This window comes from Mesorhizobium sp. M2E.F.Ca.ET.209.01.1.1 (assembly GCF_004010375.2).
Taxonomy (GTDB): domain Bacteria; phylum Pseudomonadota; class Alphaproteobacteria; order Rhizobiales; family Rhizobiaceae; genus Mesorhizobium.
In genome coordinates this window covers 1-290 of sequence record NZ_SADP02001184.1, presented here as the reverse complement: position 1 = coordinate 290, position 290 = coordinate 1, and the positions used below count along the sequence as shown (strand labels likewise).

The following is a 290-nucleotide window of genomic DNA, read 5'->3' as shown; positions in this document are numbered from 1 at the left end:
AGTGCGACGCCGCCGAGCTGTTCGAAGCGGCGGCAGTGCTTGTAGAAATTCTTGGCGAAGGACTGTTTGCAGATACGCTTGATCAGCGTTTCCGGCTCGCCATCCATGACCAGGCCCGAGGCGATCTGGATGGAGTCGCGCGCCGCCGAAAGCAGCGCCAGCGGGTTGGCGACGCCGTGGATCTGTCGCGGGATTCCCGCCACGTGGATGCGGTCGGCCGGCGGCAGCACGGCGCGGACCGCGGCCCAGGCAGCGTCGGCGCTTTGCGTGGTCCAATGCCTGGCATCGGC

The 290-nt window shown here is 67.6% G+C and carries 1 pseudogene; it reads right to left on the bottom strand.

From position 1 onward, the window contains the following. Window positions 1-290: pseudogene (locus EN852_RS39655) on the bottom strand (GNAT family N-acetyltransferase); the annotation flags it as partial.